The sequence below is a fragment of the Streptomyces sp. B21-083 genome (assembly GCF_036898825.1).
Lineage (GTDB): Bacteria > Actinomycetota > Actinomycetes > Streptomycetales > Streptomycetaceae > Streptomyces.
The window spans coordinates 154,070-173,964 of sequence record NZ_JARUND010000001.1 but is presented as its reverse complement, the minus strand read 5'-3'; the positions used below and the strand labels follow the sequence as shown (position 1 = coordinate 173,964).

Sequence of the window (19,895 nt, the reverse complement as noted above, 5' to 3'; positions counted from 1 at the left end):
AGACGCCCCCAGTGATGCTGTGGGGCGTCTTACCTGGTGCTCGGTGCACACCGAACTCCCGGCGGTGGGCGTGACGCAGACGCAGCCGGGAGTTCGGGGCGTCCCGACCGTGTGCATTGGCGAGCCCTGTGGTAGCCCGCGACACAGCGGTGGGCTCGTGGGGGAAGTAGTAACGGAGAAGATCCCGGGCGGAACGGGAATGGGTTGTCAGAGGTGTGCGGCATCATCGGCAGATGGCCGCCACACAAGCCCCGCCGACGTACCTGGAACGCCTCCGGTCCGACCTGGACCGGATCGAAGCGGACTTCCTCAAAATCCTTGCGGACTCACAGATCCGGAACGTCGACCCGAACCGTCGGTCCGGCGGCTTCGTGCACTTCGGTGCCGCGAAGTGGGGCTGGGTACCCAGCGGCCCCGAGCTCGAGACACGAAGGATGGAACTCCTTGGGCGCGTACGGGAGTGGGAGCCGTTGTTCCGGCTGTTGTTCCCGCACCCGACTCCGGAGGTCACCAAGCGCCTCGACGGGAGCCTTGCCCTGCTGCAGCGCTGGCTTGTACGGCCCCGGGACACCCCCGTGCCGGCAAGCATCGACAAGGCCGTCGACAAGGCCGTCGACAAGGCCGTCGACAAGGCCGTCGACAAGGTCAAGGTGGCCGTGGCCACGCTCCGGAAGCTGGGCGAGCTCCTGCCGGATGACGCCTGGGCGGTGCGTGTGGCGGTCGACACGAACATGCTGCTCGATGACCCCGACGTGGCGATCTATACACCGCTGCTCGGGTGTCTGTCTTCCGTCTAGTTACGACAGCAACATGGCGGTGAACTGCGGTGTTGGAGGTGTGGAGAGGGTTTCTGTGATCTTGTCTGGTATGGCATCTGACCAGCAATGGTTTGTTGTGATTCGTGTCCCGTCTCAAATGATCTGGTCTGCGGGCAGGGCTGTGACCAGCGACGACCAGATGGATTGAGACGCCAGGATGCCGGGTTTCTCAGTTGATCTGGTCCCGCAGGTGTGGATGCGGGTCGTCGTCTCAGTTGATCTGGTCCGTCGGAGACGGATCTGGGTGATACCAGTTCTGGGCGTTCAGCCACGCTTGGTAGGCGCCGTAGATCTTGAGAGGGCCGTCGCGACCTTCGCGTAGTTCCAGGAACTCGTCGAGCAGTTGGAAGAGGGCGCCGACGGCAGCCGTGTCGGCTGCCGGTGTCAGGGGGTGCACGAAGCCGTTGGGGGCGAGATGCCGGACGAGAGAGGGCCAGGCGAGGTTGTTGCCGTGGTCGAGGCGGACGACCAGCCATTCGCGGAAGCCGGCGAGCATGCCGTTTGAATTTCCGGCGTCGCAGCCGAGGACGAAGGCGGTCATGGACGCGTAGGTTCCGTCGAGACCGTGGGCCGACGGCCGTTGTCCCACGGCCGCGAGCAACTCCCGGTAGTGCTGAATGACGGGCCCCTGAGTCGTGCCGGCGCTGGTGGAGAGAATGTTGCCAGAGCGACGTCTCCGTTCACGGACGGGGAAGGCATCGTCTTCGAGAGTCTGCTGCCGGAGCTGGGCAATGTAGTCCCGAACGGTGGCGTAGGAGACCTCGGAGTCGTGTTCGTCCAGGAGGTGCTCCCAGATGAAGCGGGTGGTCAGGGGCTGACCGTCGTTTGCCTCCGCGTGGTTGTCGAGCATCGCGTCGATGACGGGACGGGCTCGATCCAGGGCCGGTCTCTCACGGGCGGGTGGAGGTTTCCGCGGTGGGGGTGTCGGGGAGTCGAGGGCGTGACGGACGGTGCGGCGGTGGACATGGTGGCGTTCGGCGAGTGCGCGAAGCGACAGCCCTTCGGCGCGGGCGTCTTGGCGGATCGCGGAGAAGAGCGCGGATCTGTCCGTCCTGCGGGCGGTGGTCTCTTGAGGGGTGGTCCGCTTGACGGTTTTCGTCCGTGCGGGTGGGAGAAGGTCCACCAATGCCTTTTCCAGAGCGGTCTGCTGTCGGCCGGTCAGGGCCGCGAGTCGTTCGGCGCGGGGGCGGCCGAGCCAGTTGGGAGGTCCCGCCAGATAGCCGCGCAGGTAGCTGGGCTTGAGATGGTTGGCTCGGGAGAGCCGACGGATGTAGGAGTCCGTGGTCTCCCCGGCCTTGGGGCGGGGACGGGCCGGCAGCAACCTGGGCCGGTCACCGTCGCTGCCGTCGGTGCTCAAGCGGCGGGTCCGGGTTTGCGGGTCTGGGCCGCGCGGTCGAGCTTGACGCCGGTGAGCGACTTCCGGGTGATCTTCTCGGTGCCGTCCAGGATGGCGTCGATGGCGGCCCCGCGGATGAGGTGGGACAGGCTGCCGATCATGCCGCCGGTGCGCTGGTGGAGGTAGCCGGCCAGTCCTTCCAGGGTCTTGGGCTTGTGGTGGTGCAGCCGCAGGGCCTCCTCGAAGGTGCTGACCAGGCCGGTCCATTCCGCGGTGCGGGGGAAGGGAACGGTGTCGATGACCGCGAAGCGCCCGGCGATCTGTCGGCCGCGGGTGCCGTTGAACAGCCCGTTCGCCTCCAGGTCCACTCCGGCGTAGACGAAAGTGGCCGGGATCCGTTCCGAGAAGTACTTCAGCGTGTCCGATACCTCCGCGCCGTTCCTGGTCGTGAGCGAGAGATTGTGGAGCTCATCGACACATACGACGCTCACTCTCGCGTCGATCAGGACGCCGCAGACGGCCTCGATGACATCGGTGATGTTGGCGCGGTTGGTGACGGGCAGGCCCAGGAAGCGGGCGAACTCCACGGCCAGCATGCGCGAGGTCGCGGCGGGCGGGACGGTGACGTAGACCACCGGGATCCGGCCGTCGATGCCGGGGTGCTGGCGCCGGTCGATGACCTCGATGGTCTTGCCGAACTGGGTGAGTGCGGTGGTCTTTCCGGTCCCGGCCGCGCCGGACAGGATCAGGCCCCGGCGGGCGCTGATCGCGTGCCGGTTGAGCAGGGTCAACCGCCTGCCCGCGTGGACGACGGTGCGCAAGGTGGAGGTCGCGGCCACGGTCAGACGGGTGTGGTAGTCGAGGCGGTCGTCGTCGTAGTCCAGTCGTTCGTCCGGGTCCAGGTCCGCGAGCGCAGGTGCGGGCAGCAGGTCGGGCGGAACCGGGTCCTGGATGGTGAACTCCCGCCAGCCCTCCAGCGTGGTGAGGTAGCGGTGCAGGTCCTCGCGTTCCAGGGCGCTTCGCCATCCGTACTGCCGGCCCGGGTCCGAGTCCTGGCCGGGGGTGGGTCCGGTCACGGTCACCATCGCTTGTCCGCCTCCTTGAAGGGGTCGAAGACGCCGAGGGGAATGACCTTCGCGATCGGCTCGTCATCGGTGCCGTCCACCGCCTCATCACCGTGGAGATGCGCCTGATCCTCGACGACTGGAGGCGGCTCTGGCCTGGGCGGACGCGGTCCGGGGCTCTCGGCGGCGGCTCGGGTCCGGGCGGCGACGCGCCGGTCGCGCTTGGACGGCCGCGAGGCCGGTCCATCGCTCTGGCCGGCCGGTCCCTGGCTGGCTCTGACCAGGAGCTTGGCGACAGCCTGGGCGGTCTCCTCTTCGGTGGGTGTCGGGTTGCCCTTGCCTCGCAGGTCGGCTGCCGCATGGTCCCAGGCCAGGTCGCCGAAGGGCTGCGGGACGCTGCCCAGGTGCTTCCAGGGGACCGGGATCCAGCCGGTCTCCCAGTGGTGGCGCATCCAGATCCAGGCGGCGTCGTAGGGGTCGCGGCGGATCTCCCACAGGTTCCGCTTGCGCGTGACGCCGGAGGGCTGGCGCCGGAACGGGGCCAGGTCGGGGCAGTCGTAGATGCGGTTGTTGATTTTGATGCCGTAGGAGTTGACGGCCCGCCAGGTCGCGGGCAGCAGTTCGACGTAGTCGTCGCCGCCCAGGGCGAGGGGGACGTAGCCGGCGCTCTCGACCAGCGCGGCGTACTTCTGGTTCGGGGTGAAGGTCCGGCCCGGGACGCCCGGGTCGCGGAGCCCGTCATGGGGCCTCGATTGCCACTTCGCGACAAGCCATTCATCGAGGAATTCCTGGATCTCCAGCATCGACCACAGCGGCTCATCGTCCACGTCCCGGCCGCGGTGCTCGGCGGTGCGGCCGAGGTAGCCGGGGAGGAACTGGCAGAACAGCGTGGCCACTGATTCGAGTGTGCGTTCGATATGAGGTTTCTCCGCTGGGGAGCGTGGGTGGCAGGGCTGGAAGTTGATCTCCAGGGTGCGGCAGGCGGAGCGGAAGTTGTCCGAGATGAACGCCTTGCCCCGGTCGCAGACGATGGTCTCCGGGATGATCACGGGCCGGGCCGCGGCGTGCTCCAGGCGCTCGTCCAGGGTCAGCAGTCTGCGGTGCGGCAGCACCGATCGGGACATCGCCAGGGCCTGGACCCAGCCGGGCCGCATCGGCTCCGGGGTCAGCGCGCGGGCCAGCAGCAGGCAGGCGTCCACCGACTTGGTGGTGGGCCGCACCACCGCGGCGGCGATGGTGCGCGTCGCCAGGTCGATGAGGGCGCAGAGTTCCACCCGGCCGGGGACCCCGTGGTCCAACCGCACCAGCACGTCCAGCGGGGTGGAGTCGATCTGCATCAGCTCGCCGGGGGCGGCGACCGACTCGTAGCGGAACGGCCCCTCGGGCTGGTCGGCCAACGAGCGGCGGGTGCGAGCCGAGCCGGTGACGTGGACTCCATGCGACAGCTTGTCGAACAGCCGGTAGAACGTCGGGCGCGAGGGCATCTCCACCACGCCCTGGCCGTACTCGGCCTCCAGAATCCGCTCGGTCCGCCAGCGTGCGTGCTCGATCGTGCGGGTGGAGGCCGGGACGCTCTCGCCGATCGCCTGGCGGATCGCGGCCACCACCCGCGGGTCGGCCCGCCCGGTCAGCGAGGCGTGCGGGGCGAGCCGGTGGTCCACCACCGCCGCGATCCCGCCGGCCTCGTACTGCTGGCGCTTGCGCTTGACCGTCCGCGCCGTGATCTCCTCGCCCAGCGCGACCAGTTCATCCGCCTTCGCCCGCTCGCGTTGCGCCAGCGAACGGCCAGCCGGGTCGTACTCGGGCTTGACCCGGACCCCCGCAGTCGCGTCGGGCGGCAGGCCGGTGAGGAGTTCGACCAGGTGCCGCTGCCACCACAGGGCGCGCTCCGCCACCGGCCCGGGCAGGCGATCCAGCAGCGCGGCCGAGCCCAACGCGGTGCGGTCACCGGCCCCCAGGACCGCGAAGTCCTCGGCCGACTGCAGGTGGACCTGGTCGACGAGCATCCCGGTGCCGTGGGTGTCGGCCACCCGGATCTGCATCCCGGTCAGGCCGACCACGGTATAGGTGTGCTCCTGGAACCTGACCCGGTCACCGAGCCGCAGCCGCCCGGGCCGCGCGGAGTTCACCGCCGCCCCCGGGAGGCCAGGTGCACCAGGGTGTCGGTGCCCAGCGGGGCCCTCAGCAAGTCCGCCGTCAGTTCCTGCTGCCAGAGCAGGTGGTAGAGCACCGGCAGCACGGCCAGTCGGTCGCCGACCTGCTCGGCCCCGGCGAGCAGGGGCAGGGGTTCGGCGAAGACATCCCGCAGCCGGTCAGCCGACGGCTCGTGACAGCAGCGGCCGTGGCGGTAGCGGGACAGCCAGCGCAGGTTCGCCCGGTAGGGCTGGCCTAGGTCGCCGACCTGCCGGAACTGCCAGCCCACCGCCTCGCAGACCCGCGCGGTGAACGCGAAGACCTCGGCGGTGGCCTCGTCCACCAGGCCCTCGGGACGGACGTCGACCACGACGCCGGTGCCGTCCGCCAGCCGTGCGAAGTAGTCCGGGGTGTGCCCGCGCTCGCGTCCCCTGTCCGACCAGAGGAGACGGAAGGGCTGGGACGCCAGGGCGACCACCGCCGGATCGAAGTCCAGCGCCATCGCCGCGTCCCGCTCCACCCACGACTCGTAGCCCACCAGGGAACCCGATATCGCCGCCCAGTACTCACCGGTGAAGTTCTTCTGCCCCTTGAACGCGTTGAACGACCGCACCGGCGAGGCGAGCTCGAACGGCTCGGCCCACCAGCGCGTCAGCGGACCGGAGCGCTCGACTCCGTCGGCATCGACGAACCCGACCTCGATGTCCCCGATTTCAAGGTCTGCGGTGTACTCGCGGGCGGAGGCCGCCGCGGAACCGTCCACTCAGCCCTCCGCACTGCGTGTCTCCTGTCAATGCGAGCGTGGGACACGTCGTCCGGGCCCGTGGGCAGAGTCCGGCGACGCCACCCGAAAGAGTGACAACCCGTCTCAGGCAATGTGGTCGACGCAGGCCAGTGGGGCTCGTAGCCTCTCGACGTGCCCGCATCCCGAAACATCGACTCCTGGCAGCAGGTGGACTCCCGAGCGGACTTCGCCGCCTACCTCCGCAGACTGGCCGCCGACTGCGAGCAGGCGTGCACCGATCAGGATCCGCACTCGCCCGCCGCTGAGCGCTGGACCCACCGAAGCATCAACACGTTCCTATGGGGCTGGGTCCGCCTGTTGGGAAGCAGGATCGACGGCACCGACCTCCTGCATGAACAAGCTCCCGACCAGCCCGGATGGCCGGGCCTGGCTTACCAACTCGACATCGTCCGCACAACCCCGCCCGCGTTCAACTGCGCGCTCGCCGACTCCGGCACCACCTCGGACGAGGTCAACACCGTGCGCGACCTGCGGATGTACGCGGCGACGCTTGCCACCGACTTCGCCCGGGACGAACGCGAACGCCAAGCGAAGATCAGCCGCGGCGAATGGGCGGGCGACGGAGGCAGTTGGGCCCACAGCACCCTCTACGACTGGCTCGACGCCTGGGCCGCCTGGGTGGGCGCCACCTCGCCATTCCACGCCCAACTCGAACCGGTCACCTGGCGATCAGTAGCCCTGCAGCTCTCGGCAGCCAAGATCTACGAGTAGCCCAATCGGACCAGATCAACTGAGACGACGTGCGAATCGGACCAGATCGACTGAGATCAGGACCAGATCATCAGAGACGGGACAATTCGTCAAGAGCGTCATGCGCAGGGGCAGTTTGGCTATGAACGACTTCTCTGGCTCCAGCGGAACGAACCTTTGGGCCCCAGGGGCTTGATCGCAGTTTGAGTGTTCGTCAGAAGTGGCCCCAGGGGCGGTCTTGCAGTGGGAGCATCGATGTGCTTCCGACAGTCAGGGGGCCCGCATGGACGGCCCGAGAACCAAGGTTGAGCTTTTCGCGGCGATCCGCCGCGACTCCCGTGCCGAGAAGCTGTCGATCCACGAACTCTCGCGCCGCTACGGCGTGCATCGGCGTCTGGTACGCGAAGCTCTGACGTCCCCATGGCCGACGCCCCACAAGCCGATGCCTCCGCGGCCTTCGGTGATCGACCCCTACAAGCATCTGATCGACGCGATTCTGCGTGCTGATCTGGATGCCCCGCGCAAGCAGCGCCACACCGCTAAGCGGGTCTTCGACCGGCTGGTGGACGAGCACGGCATGGACAACGTCTCCTACGGCCGGGTCCGTGACTACATCAGGCGCCGCAGGCCCGAGATCTGGGTGGAGGAGGGCCGCGGACCGCCCAGCGTGTTCATCCCGCAGACGCACCGCCCCGGCGAGGAGGCCGAGGTCGACTTCGGGGACGTCTACATCACCCTCGATGGCGTTCGCACCCTGTGCTACCTGTTCGTCTTCCGGCTCTCCTTCTCCGGGAAGGCCGTGCATCACATCGGCTTCGCAAGGGCAGGAAGCCTTCTTCGAGGGCCATGTCCATGCCTTCCAGGTGCTGGGCGGACTGCCCTGGGGCAAGGTCCGCTACGACAACCTCACCTCCGCGGTGGCCCGGGTGCTCGGCTTCACCCGGGCCCGGGTGGAGACGGACCGATGGACCGCGTTCCGCTCCTGGGTGGGACTGGACGCCTTCTACTGCCGGCCCGGCATCGACGGCGCGCATGAGAAGGGCGGCGTCGAGGGCGAAGTCGGCCGGTTCCGCCGCAATCGCCTGGTCCCCGTCCCCGACGTGACCACCCTGGCCGAGCTCAACGCCCGGATCGATGAGTGGGACCGGCAGGACGACCAGCGCCGGATCGGCGAGCGCCCGCGCACCGTCGGCGAGTACTTCGCCATCGAAAAACCCCTGCTCCAGCCGCTGCCCGAAGACCACTTCGAGACCGGGCGGCTCCTGACCCCGCGGGTGGACCGCTACGCGCAGATCACCGTGCGGCAAAACCACTACTCGGTGCCGGTACGGCTGATCGGCCGCCAGGTCCGCGTCCTGCTGCACGCCTCCGAGGTGGTGGTCTACGAGGGCCGCGCCGAAGTCGCCCGGCACGAGCGCCTCGTCACACGCGGCGGGAGCCGCCTGGACCTGGACCACTATCTGGAAGGACTGTTACGCAAGCCCGGCGCGCTGCCCGGGGCGACCGCACTGGACCAGGCCCGCGCGGCGGGGAAGTTCACCCCCGTGCACGACGCCTGGTGGGAGAACGCCCGCCGCGCACACGGGGACGCGGCCGGCACCCGTGCGCTGATCGAGGTTCTGCTGCTGCACCGGCACATGAGCCACGACCACGTCGTCGCCGGGATCGCCGCCGCTCTGCGGGCCGGGGCCCTGACCGCAGACGCGGTGGCCCTGGAAGCCCGCCTGGCCGCCGAAGGCGAAACTCCTGGCGAGCCGGGCCCGGACACGGCGCTGAGCCGTATCGCCTCTCCGGTGGTGTCGCTGACCGCGCGCAGGATGGCCGCGCTGCCTCCGGACCCCAGGCCGCTGCCCTCGGTGGCCGCCTACGACCAGCTTCTTCGTCACAACCGGCCTCCGGCCGAACGTCCCACCAGTTAGGGGAGTCCCGCCATGAGCTCTACCCGTCCCCGCGGTCTGACCGAGCCCGCCGCCGACGCCGCCATCGACGCGGCCTGCCGCAACCTGCGCCTGCCCACCATGCGGGGCCAGTTCTCCGAGCTCGCCGACGCCGCGGCCCGTGACCAGATGACTTACCGCGGGTTCCTGGCCGAGCTACTGATGGCCGAGTGCGACGACCGCAACCGCCGCCGCTCCGAACGCCGGATCAAAGCCGCTGGCTTCCCCCGCGAAAAGGCTCTGCGCACGTTCGACTTCGCCGCGAACTCCGCCATCGACCCGGCGGCCATCCATACCCTGGCCTCGTGCGACTGGGTCCGCAAAGGGCTGCCGCTGTGTCTGATCGGCGACTCGGGGACCGGCAAGTCGCACCTGCTGATCGCGCTGGGCACCGAGGCCGCGATGGCCGGCTTCCGGGTCAAGTACGTCCTGGCCACCAAACTCGTCAACGAGCTCGTCGAGGCCGCCGACGAAAAGCTGCTGACCAAGACCATCGCCCGCTACGGACGGGTCGATCTTCTCTGCATCGACGAGCTGGGCTATATGGAGCTGGACCGGCGCGGAGCCGAGCTGCTGTTCCAGGTTCTGACCGAGCGCGAGGAAAAGAACAGTATGGCCATCGCCTCCAACGAGTCCTTCTCTTCGTGGACCAAGACGTTCACCGACCCCCGGCTCTGCGCGGCCATCGTGGACCGCCTCACCTTCGGAGGCAACATCATCGAAACCGGCAGCGACTCCTACCGCCTCGCCCACACCAAAGCCCGCCAGCAGGCTGCCCTCAGCGCTTGATCACACCTTGTCCGCTGGGACGCACGGCGGCTGCCCAGCACCGGAGATGTGAGACTTGACTCTCACAATATGTGAGAGGAAACTCTCACGTTATGGATTCTGGTAATCGTCTGGGCGATATCGAGATCACTGATCCGCAGGCGATGCGGGCGCTGGCGCACCCGGTGCGGCTGGCGATTCTCGAACGCCTGCAGCGGTACGGGCCGGCGACGGCGACGCAACTCGCGCCCGATGTGGGAGCAACTCCGTCGGTGACCAGCTGGCATCTGCGGCATCTGGCGGGCTTCGGGCTGGTCCGTGATGCCGAGCCCGGCCCGGACCGTCGCCAGCGGCGGTGGGAGGCGGTGGCGCGCGGCTTCCGGTTCGAAGCGCCGGAGGATCCGGACGACGAGGAGGGCAGGTCGGCCGCGCGGGTCCTGTCCCGGGAGATGTTCCTGCGCTCGGGAGACCTGCCGAACCGGTGGGCTGCCGAGGCCGAGCCCAAGCTCGAACCGGCATGGCGGCGCCTTGCGGGTCTGGCCAACACCCGCGTCGTCGTCTCCGCCGACGAACTCGCCGCCATCGAGGACGCGATCGAGCGCATTCTCGCGCCCTACGTGATGCGTGACGAGGCCGCGCGTCCGGCCGACGGCCGCGGCGTCCGGCTCCTGCGTTACACCCTGCCGGAGAGCGCCGAGGAGCAGACCGGCGGGACGCCATGAGCGCTGCAGACCAGTCCTTACCCGTATCGCTGTGGCGTGATCAGCGGTTCCGTCGTTTCTGGGCCGGCAATTCGATCTCACAGTTTGGCGACCGGATCACCGAACTGGCCCTGCCGCTGATCGCGGTGGGGGCGCTGCACGCCTCGGCCAATCAGGTGGCGTGGCTGACCGCGCTCATCTGGACCCCGAACCTGCTCGCGATCGTCCTCGGTGCCTGGGTCGACCACCGCGTCCACAAGCGGCGCCTGATGGTTCTCGCCGACCTGGTGCGCGCCGCAGTACTGCTCTCTCTCCCAGCTGCCTATCTCTTGGGGGCAGTAACGCTCGGCCAGTTGTATGTCGTGGCCTTGCTGACGGGTGCGGCCGGGGTGCTGTTCAACACCGCCTATCCGCCGTTCTTCGCCCACCTGGTGCCCCGGTCGTCCTACATCGACGCGAACAGCAAGCTCAGTGCCAGCCGTTCCGCGTCATACGTCGCCGGACCGGCGATCGGTGGTGCTCTCGTCCAGGCGCTGACCGCTCCCGTCGCCGTCGTCGTCGACGCCCTGACGTTCCTGGCGTCTGCGGTTCTGGTCGGTCGGGTTTCGATCGACGAACCGCCAGCCGCCCCTGACCAAGCAGCACCCTCCCTGCAGCGGCGTGCCAGGGAGGGACTGGTGTTCGTCGTCCGTCACCCGGTGCTGCGGGCGAGTCTCGGATGCGCGGCGACCGTCAACTTCTTCACCTTCATCGCGGGCAGTGGACTGATCGTGCTGTTCGCCAGCCGAAACCTCGGACTGACCGCGGGAGTCATTGGCATGGCGCTCGGGATCGGCGCCACCGGCGCGCTCCTTGGCGCGGTGATTGCCCCGAAGATCTCGCAAAGACTCGGCGTGGGCCGCAGCATCGTCGTGGGCGCTGTGCTGTTCCCGGCACCGATCGCCATCGCCGCTGCCGCGGGCGGCCCCCTCTGGGCTCGCGCCGGAGCCCTGGCCCTGGCCGAGTTCCTATCCGGCGTCGGCGTCATGCTCTTCGACGTCAACCTCAACTCCCTTCAGGCGGACGTGATCCCCGATGGCATGCGCAGTCGAGTCGCCGGCGCGTTCAGCACGATCAATTACGGCTTACGCCCTGTGGGCGCCGTCCTCGGCGGCCTCCTCGCTACCCTCATCGGCCTCCGGGTGACCCTCCTCATCGGGGCCGTCGGCGGAACGCTGTCGCTGCTCTGGCTGCTGCCCTCGCCAATACCACGCATCCACTCCCTGACTCCGGACCATCCGGTGGCTCCGGACAGCGACACGGACGCGCGACCATTGCCTTGCTGACCCGCCGCTGAACCATCCCGGCGCCCCGTGACATAGCCCTCGTGGATCGGATCCGTGATCCGCAGCGAGGGTGGGGCCAACAGACTCGTTCAAAGCCAGGCAGTTGGAAGGTCTGTGAACTGTGGTGTTGTGAGTAGACAGAGGATGCCGTAACTAGTAGGACTCCGTTACGTCTGTCTCTCGGTGCTGTTCGGGGGCACGTTAATGGTGTGGACGCACATGAAGTGAACCGTGCTCGGGCGAAGTTGGCGCTGTTCGTGGCTGATGTGTTCACCTCGGTGCCGCGGAAGGATCAGCGGGCCAAGGGTGACTGCTATCTGCGGGGGCTGATGCTGGACGGGCGGCGCAAGTCGATCCAGCCGATGGCTGCGCGGCTGCCGGACGGCAACGAGCAGAACCTGCAGCAGTTCGTGAACCAGTCGACGTGGGATCCGGTGCCGGTGAGACGGCGGATCGCGCAGCGGATGGTGCCGAAGGTGGGCCCGGACGCCTGGGCGGTCGATGACGTGTCGTTTCCCAAGGACGGCCGGATGTCGGTGGCGGTCGCCCACCAGTACTGCGGCGCTTTGGGCAAGCAGGCCAACTGCCAGGTCGCGGTGAGTGTGCACGCGGTCTCCGACACCGCGTCCTGTCCGCTGCAGTGGCGCCTGTTCGTGCCCCAGGAGTGGGCGGACGATCCGGTCCGCCGCCGCAAGACCGGGATCCCGGAGGAGATCGGGCATCGGGAGAAGTGGCGCCTGGCCCTGGACACCATCGATGAACTGGCCGGATGGGGTCTGGTGCCGCCGGCGGTGGTGGCCGACGCCGGCTACGGACAGAACGCCGACTTCCGCGACGGACTGGAACGCCGGAGTATCGGCTACGTGGTGGCGATCCGCTCGGACGTGACCGTCCACCCGCACGACGCGCAGCCCACGACCCCCACCTGGTCCGGCAACGGCCGCAAGCCCCAGCCCCGCTACCGCGACAAGCCATTGCCGGTCGCCGCGCTCGCGGCCGGTCATGGGCGGCAGGCGTTCGACGTGACCTGGCGGGAAGGCTCCCACGGCCCGATGCGCTCACATTTCCTGTCCCTGCGGGTGCGGCCGGCCGGGATCAAATCCCGTCGCCTGGCCCAGGCAGCCGCCGGCCCGGGCGGCTGGGAGGGTGTCCTGCCCGAGGTCACGCTGCTGGTCGAATGGCCCATAGGCGCCGAGGCACCCACTGACTACTGGCTGTCCAACCTGCCAGCAGGCACCCCGGTCGCCGAACTGGTCCGCCTCGCGAAGATCCGCTGGCGCATCGAGCACGACTACCGCGAACTCAAACACGGCCTCGGCCTGGACCACTTCGAGGGACGTTCCTGGAACGGCTGGCACCACCACGTCACCCTGGTCACCGCCGCCCACGCATACCTCACCGAACAGCGCCTGGCCCCAAAAGCCGATACAGCGGACTCACCCTCTACCAGACCCTCGACACCATCCAAGACCTCCTGAACTGCTGGACCGGCACCTGTACCACCTGCCACCGCCCCCTGCCCAGAACAACCCCCACCAGCCACAACCCCAGAGCCAGAGCAACCTAACGGAGTCCTACTAGACGCACAATTTTATGGCTTGGACGTAAGTTGTGGCCGCGATGCAGTTGATCTTGAGAGGTGGGGCGGGGTACTGCCCGATGTGGCTCGCGATGGCTGACCGGGTGGTTGATCTGAGCCTCTCGGGGAGGTGTTATCAGTCTCCGCTGTGGGGGGCGTCGTCGTGAGTTGCTGGCATGTGGCGGACGCTGATGCCCGTTCGGCAGCGGGAGGGGCCGATCGTGTCGCACAGGCGTGTGAACAGGTCTGGACGGATGAGGAGATCTGCGCCTGCGATCGCGGGCAGGAGAGGCTCGTAATTTCCGTCGTGGACGAGGTGGCCGTGCCACTGGCGGCAGACCAGTGCTTCTCCTGCGGCGTCGCTGAGGCTGAACCCGCAGATGCCGAGGGTGGGTTCGAGTCCGAGGGTTGCCACGACGCTGGCGGCGGGTGCCAGTACGTAGAGGGGCAGGCCAAGGCCGCTGTCGCGGTGGGGTGTGTCGACCATGATGGTGGTGCCGGCGTCGGTGAGTGCCACGAGGGCCTGGTTCTTGGTGCGGATGTGCTCGGCTGCCGTCTCGGCCTTGGTCAGTCCTGGAGCTAGGCGCCGGAGCGGGCGCGTCCACAGCTGCCAGGGAGCCTGGGCGAGGGGAAGCGTGCCGGGCGGCGGATCGTCGTTGACGGCCTCCAGCCCGAGCGCGACGCGTACATGGCGGGCGGGCTGGTTCGGGTGGCGGCGTGCGGGGGTGTGGTGCTGCTCGATCAGGCCGACCTGTACCCAGCCTGCGTGAGGCCCGTCCGTAACGTGAGAAAGGGCAGTGGCGCCTCCCGGCAGGGCCCGCAGGCCCGCGACCGATGCCAAGCCGGAAGGGGGCCAGGGCAGTTGCTCCTGCCGGGTGTCACTGAACCAGGGTGCGGGATTGAGTGACCATGCCAGCGCCTCGGGGCGGGCGAGGGGGCGGGGAACACGGGCGAGTTCGGCACGCAAGGCCGCGCGGGGGTCGTCGCGCAGTCGCGCGGCCGCATTGCGTTCAAAAGTGTGGGCGGGGGCGAGGTGCCCGGCCTGGGCGAATACGACTCGCAGGCCGGCGGCGGCCTGCTGCAGGGCGTCTTCGGCGGCGGCCTCGGCGGCGAGGTAGGCGTCGGGGTACTGAGTCCGGCTGGGGTGGGCCAACGCGTCCAACTGGGCAGTCATCAACGTCTCGACGTGCCCGGCGGCCAAGGCGTCGGTCACAAGGTCGACGACCGTCTCGCGGAGCCCGGCCGGACTGTCGGCGGCGTCGAGGCGGGCGCCCAGGTACTGGTCGACGAGGTCGGCTGCGAACTCCCGAGGATTGTTCATGTGCTGCCCTCGGTGCTGGAGAGCGCGGCGGAGATGGCGCGTGCGAGTGTCGGATGGGCGGCGGTCGCCGGAGGGGAGGGTGGCTGGCATCCCGCGCGGGTGAGGACTGCAGCAGCTTCGGCGCGTACGGACAGCATGCCGCTGCCACACAGGGCCTCGAGCTGCTCTCGTAGGCTGGCATCGAGGGGGCCCTCGGGCAGGTGGCTGTGCAGGACGGACATGAGCCAGGTCAGCGGGCCAGCGCCCAGGTCGAAGGAGAAGACGTGCGCGAATGCGGCCTGGGCCTGGGCGGGACGGCTGGCCAGGAGAGCGGTTGCTGCGATCAAGGCGCGGCGCTTGTCGCCGCGTTCAGGCAGGGCGACGGTGGCCAGGAAGAGCCGGCACAGCGCGGTGTCAATGTCGTGTTGCGTGGCCGGCCCCGGCTGTGGGTGGTAGGCCCCATGGCCGAGGCCGGCGTCGCCCGGCAGCCGGTGCGCGATGACGTCGTACGCCGCGTCCCAGCAGGCCAGCGCGCTGGCGGGGGAGTGCTGGGAGGTATCCGGGGACTGGATCGCAAAGGCCGAGACCAGCGCCTGACTGACGCCGGTGGTGCGGTTGTGGGTTGGGTTGGCGATGGCTTGGGCCACCTGGTCTGCGAGGATGCGGGCTGCGGTGGTGGTGTCGGCTGCGTGCGCCTGCTGCCACAGATCCAGTCGGTCGCTGCCGGCGAAGACGCGCCATCCGCCGCCGCCTCGAGTCTTGGTGTAGGCGAGCATGCCGGCTGTTGCGGCGAGCGGGCCGAAGACGCCGGGGTCGGTGTCGTGGCGCAGGCGCAGGCCGACGGCGATGTCGGCGAGGAGCTCCAGGGGATTGGAGAGGTTCATCTCCTCGGGGATTTGGTGCAGTAGCTGGGTGACGGCGTCGGCTCCCTGACGGTGGAGGATCTCCAGCAGCCGCCATCCGACCGCGTTGGCCAGGGCGTCCCGTGACCACCGGGGACCCGGCGGGTCGCTGTATGCCTTGCTGCTGCGGTCGCGGATCGCGGCCAGCGCGCCGGCAGCGCCCGGGGGCAGGGTGGGGCGCTGCTGGGCGTGGAGATAGGCATGGGTGGCAGGGCGCCTGTGGCTCGACCAGTCGCGGGAGGTCTTGGTCGGCACGGGCCGGGGGACCCAGTGCGGGCCCTCACCGCCGCAGCGGTGTGCTGCGGCGGTGAGCACTGCGGCGGGCTCGTTCCCGGCTGCGTGCGGTGCGGCGGCCAGCGTCTGGTCGTCGTAGGTGGAGGTGATGGCGTTGGCGAGCACCGGAAGCAGGCGCACTGAGCGGGCCGCGTCGTCGGCCGGCAGTTCGGCGAGCCTGCCGAGCAGGGCGATGTCCCCCTTGATGTTGTGGCCGGCGCCTCCTGCCGCGATGCGCACCGCGGCGAGGATGACGGGGTCTGCCGTGTTCGCTTGGGTCGCCAGCAGTTGCTGGTGAGCGGTAGCCACCCGGTGATCGGGCAGCCCAGGCTCCGTCAGCAGCACCTGGGCGCCCAACTGTGCGGCAGCCCACGGGTCTAGACGGGCCAGCAACTGCCACCAGCGGCTGGGAAATCCTCCGGTGCCCCGCCCGTCGGTGCCGTGCGCGACGAGATACACCAGCGGTTGTGTACGTGCCAGCCGCACCCGCGCCTGGACGGGATCGGCCTGCATGAGCTGGGGCAGCGGATCCAGCAGCTCCTCGATGGTGATGTCCTTGTGGCTGCCGTAGGCGCCCATGTAGCGGGCGGCGCGGTCCCAGCACCGCTGCGCTTCCTGCGGGTCGCCGCAGGCCAGACTCACGCGGGCCATCTCAAGTTCGAAGTCGGCGCTCTCCGTATACAACGCACGGTACCCGGCGTGCGCCGCGCGCAGGGCGCGCATCAGTTCGCGCGCCACGTCGACCCCGGGCTGGCCGACGCTCGCAGCGAGCAAGGACAGCAGGTCGGTGGTGATCAGAGGGCCGGTTCCGGCCATGCCCATCAGAGAGGTGGTGGTTCCTTCGCTGACGGCTTGCAGGGCTGCAATGCCCAGCGCGACGTCGTCGCCGTGCAGCAGGGCGACGGCGTCGTGCAGGACCTGACGCACGAGCTGGTAAATGTCGATCAGGTCACTGGCGCTGGGACGGCCGGTGAAGGGGGCCGTGTGCTGGGCCAGTTGCTCGAGCGCCACGCGGGCGGTGGCGGAGGCGGTCGCGGCCGGGAGCTTGCCCGCCTCGACGTCCTGGCGCAGGCCGAGGGTGGCAATGGCAAAGCGCAGCCAGGCACGGTAGAAGCCGTCTCCCTCCAGATGAGGGAGCAGCCGGGTGGGCGTCTGTGGGTCGGCCGCGTGGGCCACGGCCAGTAGCGCAAGCCACCTGCTCACCGGCCCCGACAGACCGCCGGGACGGTCGGTCAGCACCTCGAGCGTCGCCTTTGTGAGAACAGTGGTGATGTTCGGGGAGAAGACCTCATCAGCCAGGTCCGCCACCATCAGACCATGGCGGAGCAAGCGCCGCGGGTCGCACGGTCCGCTGGCCCATGCCGCCGTGGCCAGCGTGCGCGCCGACGGCAGCGTGCCGTGTGCACGGTCGCGGGCGTCGGCAAGATGCAGCAGAAGGGCAGTGCGCCGGTCGGGCCGCTCGATGTGCTCGGTACTGTCCAACAGCGGCACGAAACCGAGACAGTCCAGCAGCACATCGAGGGCCAGCTCGGGCGATGTCAGAGCCTCCTGGTTGAGGAATCGGGCCACCCGCTGAGCGAGCGTGCGTGGGGCCTGCTCGGGCTCGACATCATCGCTGGCCCGGGCCGGCAATCGGATCCGTCCGCGCAGCTCCGCCAAGGCCACCGACTCGTCGCTCTGGGAACCGTAGTGGACCCGTTCGTCGTTGCGTACGTCGTCCCAGGCCGTCAGGTAGGCCTCCCACGGGGCGGCGTAACCGGCCCGGTCGACCGCCGCACACAGTTGCAGGCCCCACCGAGCCGGCATCGTGGGCACACCCTCATACATCAGGCTTGCCGCCAAGCGGTCGGCTCCCACCAGCTCCACCAGCACATCCGCATACGGCACCAGGGAACCCGGCAGGCCTTCGTCCTCGTAGTTCGCCCGCGCCCGGCTCAGTTCGATGCAGCGCACCAGCGTGGGCCAGTCACTGCGGGCCGCCGCCCGCCGCGCGGCAACAGCCAGGGTGTGCACGACGGCCTGCGGGGGCTGCAACCCGGCAATCGCACGGGCGAGGAAATCGGGCCCGATCAGCAGAGCGAGTTCGTCGTCGCGACCCAAGACGGCCAGCAGTTCGGGCAGATGCCGGAAGGCGCGGGGATCGGTGAAGAAGCCCCGCCGGGACAACCAGTCGACGGCCTGGGACCGGACCTGATCGACCCACCCGCCGTCGCCGTCGATCCGGCGGATGAAGCGGCTGAAACTCTCATGGTGGATCTTCAGTCCACCGATGCCCGGCTGCTGCGCGATGATCGGTGCCACGCTGGTCAGCGCGGCACCGAGTTGCATGCCGGGCAGCGGGAAAATCTCCTCGAGTTCCTGTGCGGTCACGGCGAAGTCGCAGACCGCGAGCATGCTGACAGCGGAGCGCTGCCCGGGGCTCAGACCGGCCAGCAGATAGGCGTAGTAGTCGTCGAGGTCGTGCGCCGACGACGGAATGGTCCGCAGCCTCTCCAGAGGATCGCCGGTGCCATCCGGCGCGGGCGCCGCTCCCAGGGCCGGGAGGGGACCGACGGCCTGCCGGCACAGATAGGTGGCATACAGAGCATTGCCGCGTGAGCGTTCCTCGATCAGGGCAACCGCGGCCTCCGCCCGCGAAGCGGGATCCAGCCCCTCACCGGCGGGCGACGACGCCAGGGCCACCAGCACGCCCAGACGCTCCGCCAGAGCATGCAGTTCGCCGCGGTTGAGTGGGGCAACGATGAGTCGGAAGGCACCGTCGTCGACGGAATCGAGGTGAGGGCCGGGCTGGCTGGCCAGGACGAGCACGACACCAGGCGGCAGCTCGAGGGCAGTGAGGTCCGCGACGAGTTGGGCCGCCGGGTCCACCTGTGCACGAAAGGCGCTGCCGGCGGTGTATCCAAGAACCCGGCTGACGTGGTCGATGCCGTCCACGATCAGCGCGATCGGCCGGTCCGGAGCCAGGCCGCGCGCGGCCGTGACCGTGGCCGCGAGAGTCTCCGGAGTGGCCGCGTAGCGGGGCCTAACCTGCGCCAACGCCTCCGGAACGGCCACCTCCAGCTGCTTGAGCAGGCTGCCGATCACGACTTCGGTCAGCACACGCTGTTCCCGGTCGATGTCCGCGGCGCCGAGCCAGCAGTGATGTCGCACCGCCAGCCAGGTCTCCCGCAGCGCCTCCCCGAGCTGCTCACACAGCCACGACTTGCCGATGCCGGGAGCGCCGGTGACCACCACGACACCCCCCTGCTGCGCGGCGCCCTTCACGGCCGCGATTACGCCCGTGAGCACCGTGGGACGGTGCACCTCGGTGGCGTGGTCCACGGGGTGGCCCTCACGGACCGCTCCGAAGTCGACTTCCAGGCTCAGACGGGGAAGCAGGTCCTCGACCGTCACCGTTCCCGCCCGGCTGCGAGCCGCTTTGGCCGTCTCGATCAGGGTCAGTGCCACTTCCTCGGGCGTGCGGTGCCGGTTCGGCGGCCGTCCGGCACCGAGTTCTTCGGTGATGCGGTGCAGCAAGGCCGCTTCAGCTGGTCCGGGCTCTCGGATGTTGAGCGAGCATGCCGGAAGATTCGTGTCGACGACCAGGGAGGCGCAGGCGCGGCTGAGCAGGTCGTCATCGACCTTGGCGAGCATCTCCTTCCACGGAGCGTGTGCTCGCAGCGCGGCGGCGTCGAATCGGAACCGCTTGCTGCTCAGGCCGTGCAGTGCAGGCCCGGGATCGGCGTTCGTGTGGACCGGCCGCAGCACCCGGGTCAGCTCGGGATCCTCCGGCTCCGTGTCGCGTACCACGAGGCGGTGCGAGGCACCGGGATGCGAGGTGAGGTCGTGTTCCATGGAGGAGAAGAGAAGATCCAGACGTAGGCCTCGGTTATCCTTCGTGAAACTCTCCAGCGACAACGCGCGGTCATGGTCTGTGTGCTTGATCTGCAGCCGTTCGCGGCTGCTGGTGCCCCACTCGCAGGTGATGTCGTCGAACCGGTCACCGGTGAACAGCTTCGTGTCGACCAGCACCGATGTCGTGCGTCCCACCGCAAGGTCTACCAGGCGTAGCGCGGTGAGCAGGTCCTGGTAGGCGTAGCCGAGGTGGGTCGGGCGCAACCCCATGCTCACCTCCATCGCGCCTTGTTCACGCGGTGCCCACCCCGGGCCACCGCAGCCACCCTAACCTCGCCGCCCACGTGGCGGTGGGCACGGAATCCGGCGGCCGTGGTGACCGGCCGGGGCAAGAGCGGAGCGCCGACCGCCGTTCAATCGGCTGCATTGC

At 69.2% G+C, this 19,895-nt stretch carries 12 protein-coding genes and 1 pseudogene; 7 read left to right on the top strand and 6 right to left on the bottom strand.

What is annotated here, in order from left to right; all coding sequences use genetic code 11:
• Positions 1-233: 233 nt before the first annotated feature.
• Entirely contained in the window at positions 234-797 is a 564-nt protein-coding gene (locus QA861_RS00790; protein WP_334586233.1) for a hypothetical protein, read from the top strand.
• 232 nt (positions 798-1,029) lie between these two features.
• Here the strand turns inward: QA861_RS00790 and QA861_RS00785 are convergent, their stop codons facing one another.
• From QA861_RS00785 to QA861_RS00770, 4 genes are read right to left on the bottom strand one after another with little or no spacing between them, the layout of a single operon-like run.
• Positions 1,030-2,175, bottom strand: a complete 1,146-nt coding sequence (locus tag QA861_RS00785) for a hypothetical protein (protein WP_334586232.1) — start codon at positions 2,173-2,175, stop codon at positions 1,030-1,032.
• Positions 2,172-3,236, bottom strand: a complete 1,065-nt coding sequence (locus QA861_RS00780) for a TniB family NTP-binding protein (protein WP_443041538.1) — start codon at positions 3,234-3,236, stop codon at positions 2,172-2,174. The genes QA861_RS00785 and QA861_RS00780 overlap by 4 nt, the downstream gene beginning before the upstream one ends.
• Entirely contained in the window at positions 3,233-5,347 is a 2,115-nt protein-coding gene (locus QA861_RS00775; protein WP_334586230.1) for a TnsB C-terminal domain-containing protein, read from the bottom strand. Before QA861_RS00775 ends, QA861_RS00780 begins: the two co-directional genes overlap by 4 nt.
• Positions 5,344-6,114 carry a TnsA-like heteromeric transposase endonuclease subunit gene (locus QA861_RS00770; protein ID WP_334586229.1) on the bottom strand — a complete coding sequence of 257 codons (771 nt, stop codon included), beginning with the start codon at positions 6,112-6,114 and terminating at the stop codon, positions 5,344-5,346. Before QA861_RS00770 ends, QA861_RS00775 begins: the two co-directional genes overlap by 4 nt.
• 153 nt (positions 6,115-6,267) lie before the next feature.
• On the opposite strand from QA861_RS00770, the gene QA861_RS00765 reads away from it, so the two are divergent.
• The 6 genes and pseudogenes from QA861_RS00765 (at position 6,268) to QA861_RS00740 (ending at position 13,055) form a co-directional block, all read left to right on the top strand.
• Entirely contained in the window at positions 6,268-6,867 is a 600-nt protein-coding gene (locus QA861_RS00765) for a hypothetical protein (protein WP_334586228.1), read from the top strand.
• A 262-nt stretch (positions 6,868-7,129) separates the two neighbouring features.
• Positions 7,130-8,765: pseudogene (gene istA / locus QA861_RS00760) on the top strand (IS21 family transposase).
• A 12-nt stretch (positions 8,766-8,777) separates the two neighbouring features.
• Positions 8,778-9,572 (top strand): IS21-like element helper ATPase IstB, encoded by a 795-nt coding sequence (gene istB, locus QA861_RS00755; RefSeq protein WP_334586227.1) that lies wholly within the window; start codon positions 8,778-8,780, stop codon positions 9,570-9,572.
• Positions 9,573-9,664: 92 nt separating this feature from the next.
• On the top strand, positions 9,665-10,273 hold the full coding sequence (locus tag QA861_RS00750) for an ArsR/SmtB family transcription factor (RefSeq protein WP_334586226.1): 609 nt from the start codon (positions 9,665-9,667) through the stop codon (positions 10,271-10,273).
• On the top strand, positions 10,270-11,577 hold the full coding sequence (locus tag QA861_RS00745; RefSeq protein ID WP_334586225.1) for an MFS transporter: 1,308 nt from the start codon (positions 10,270-10,272) through the stop codon (positions 11,575-11,577). The genes QA861_RS00750 and QA861_RS00745 overlap by 4 nt, the downstream gene beginning before the upstream one ends.
• A gap of 209 nt (positions 11,578-11,786) precedes the next feature.
• The gene (locus QA861_RS00740) at positions 11,787-13,055 is read left to right on the top strand and encodes an IS701 family transposase (RefSeq protein WP_334586224.1); all 1,269 of its coding nucleotides are present in this window, start codon (positions 11,787-11,789) and stop codon (positions 13,053-13,055) included.
• 237 nt (positions 13,056-13,292) lie between these two features.
• On the opposite strand, the gene QA861_RS00735 is transcribed toward QA861_RS00740, so the two are convergent.
• Positions 13,293-14,477 (bottom strand): hypothetical protein, encoded by a 1,185-nt coding sequence (locus QA861_RS00735; protein WP_334586223.1) that lies wholly within the window; start codon positions 14,475-14,477, stop codon positions 13,293-13,295.
• A complete protein-coding gene (locus QA861_RS00730) occupies positions 14,474-19,735 on the bottom strand; it encodes an AAA family ATPase (protein ID WP_334586222.1) in 5,262 nt (1,753 codons plus the stop codon). The genes QA861_RS00735 and QA861_RS00730 overlap by 4 nt, the downstream gene beginning before the upstream one ends.
• Between the last annotated feature and the right edge of the window lie 160 nt (positions 19,736-19,895).

Excerpts from the sequence above, each read along its gene's own strand:
- QA861_RS00730 (WP_334586222.1), bottom strand. The coding sequence starts at position 19,735 with ATGGGGTTGCGCCCGACCCACCTCGGCTACGCCTACCAGGACCTGCTC.
- istB (WP_334586227.1), top strand. The coding sequence starts at position 8,778 with ATGAGCTCTACCCGTCCCCGCGGTCTGACCGAGCCCGCCGCCGACGCC.
- QA861_RS00790 (WP_334586233.1), top strand. The coding sequence starts at position 234 with ATGGCCGCCACACAAGCCCCGCCGACGTACCTGGAACGCCTCCGGTCC.
- QA861_RS00745 (WP_334586225.1), top strand. The coding sequence starts at position 10,270 with ATGAGCGCTGCAGACCAGTCCTTACCCGTATCGCTGTGGCGTGATCAG.
- QA861_RS00750 (WP_334586226.1), top strand. The coding sequence starts at position 9,665 with ATGGATTCTGGTAATCGTCTGGGCGATATCGAGATCACTGATCCGCAG.
- QA861_RS00735 (WP_334586223.1), bottom strand. The coding sequence starts at position 14,477 with ATGAACAATCCTCGGGAGTTCGCAGCCGACCTCGTCGACCAGTACCTG.